Here is a 1,304-nt window from a genome sequence, read left to right as displayed (position 1 = left end):
GCTGGGCCTCAGTCGCCTGCAGGCCATGCGCCTGGTGATCCTGCCGCAGGCCATGCGCAACATGGTGCCGCTGCTGCTGACGCAGGCCATCGTGCTGTTCCAGGACACCTCGCTGGTCTACGTGTCCGCGCTGGCCGACTTCTTCGGCTCGGCCTACAAGGTCGGTGACCGAGATGGTCGCCTGGTGGAGATGCTGCTGTTCGCCGGCGTCGTTTACTTCGTCCTGTGCTTTGCCTTGTCGCGCCTGGTGCAGGCGCTGCAAAAGCCCAAGGCCCAACACTGATTGCAGATGGAGCTCAACATGATCCAGATCGACAACGTCTCCAAGCACTACGGCGCCTTCCAGGTGCTCACCGATTGCTCCACCACGGTCAACAAGGGCGAGGTGGTCGTGGTCTGCGGGCCTTCGGGCTCGGGCAAGTCCACCCTCATCAAGACGGTCAACGGCCTGGAGCCCATCCAGGCAGGCCGCATCGTGGTGGATGGCACCCAGGTCAACGACCCCAAAACCAACCTCAGCAAGCTGCGCAGCCGCGTGGGCATGGTGTTCCAGCACTTCGAGCTGTTCCCGCACCTGAGCATCACCGAGAACCTCACGCTGGCGCAGATCCACGTGCTCGGCCGCAGTCGCGACGAGGCCACCACCAAGGGCCTGGCCTTGCTCGATCGCGTGGGGCTCAAGGCGCATGCCAGCAAGCAGCCCGGGCAGCTCTCGGGCGGGCAGCAGCAGCGCGTGGCCATCGCACGGGCGCTGTGCATGGACCCCATCGTCATGCTGTTCGACGAGCCCACCTCGGCGCTCGACCCCGAGATGGTCGGCGAGGTGCTCGACGTGATGACCGAGCTGGCGCAAGAAGGCATGACCATGATGTGCGTGACCCACGAGATGGGTTTCGCGCGCCGCGTGGCCGACCGCGTCATCTTCATGGACGCCGGCCGCATCGTCGAGGACCGCCCCAAGGCGGACTTCTTCGAACAGCCTCAGTCCGAGCGCGCCCAGCAATTCCTCGCGCGCATCCTGCACCACTGAGTTCCCCCGCGAGGCCCGGCTGTGTTGTTCACCGGTCCTCGCGGGCCGGTGTGGCCGACCTCGCCCTGTCGCCTGAAAACCCAAGCACACGCCGAGGAAGCCATGAGCACCCCAACACCCAGTGTCCCCAGTCACCCCACCCACCACGCCCACCCGGCGCACACCGCCAGCCTCAGTGGCGCGCGCCTGCCGTCCTACCTGAACGCCGCCGAGCCCGGCCCCTGGGCCATGTTCCTGCAGCAGCTCGACCGGGTCGAGCCGCACCTGGGCGAGC

At 66.8% G+C, this 1,304-nt stretch carries 2 protein-coding genes; both read left to right on the top strand.

The genetic code is table 11. The annotated features are described in order from the left end of the window. Window positions 1–283, top strand: a 283-nt coding sequence (locus B2W70_RS12950; protein WP_286746258.1) for an ABC transporter permease subunit, incomplete at its 5' end; no start/stop codon positions are given. An 18-nt stretch (window positions 284–301) separates the two neighbouring features. Beyond that, entirely contained in the window at window positions 302–1,030 is a 729-nt protein-coding gene (locus tag B2W70_RS12945; protein WP_286746257.1) for an amino acid ABC transporter ATP-binding protein, read from the top strand. The last annotated feature ends 274 nt before the right edge of the window (window positions 1,031–1,304 follow it).

This window comes from Aquabacterium sp. UBA2148 (assembly GCF_002328915.1).
In the GTDB taxonomy this organism is placed as follows: Bacteria; Pseudomonadota; Gammaproteobacteria; order Burkholderiales; family Burkholderiaceae_C; genus Aquabacterium; species Aquabacterium parvum.
This window is presented reverse-complemented; position numbering and strand designations above follow the sequence as displayed.

Coding starts and splice junctions, on each gene's coding strand:
- B2W70_RS12945 (WP_286746257.1), top strand. CDS start 302: ATGATCCAGATCGACAACGTCTCCAAGCACTACGGCGCCTTCCAGGTG.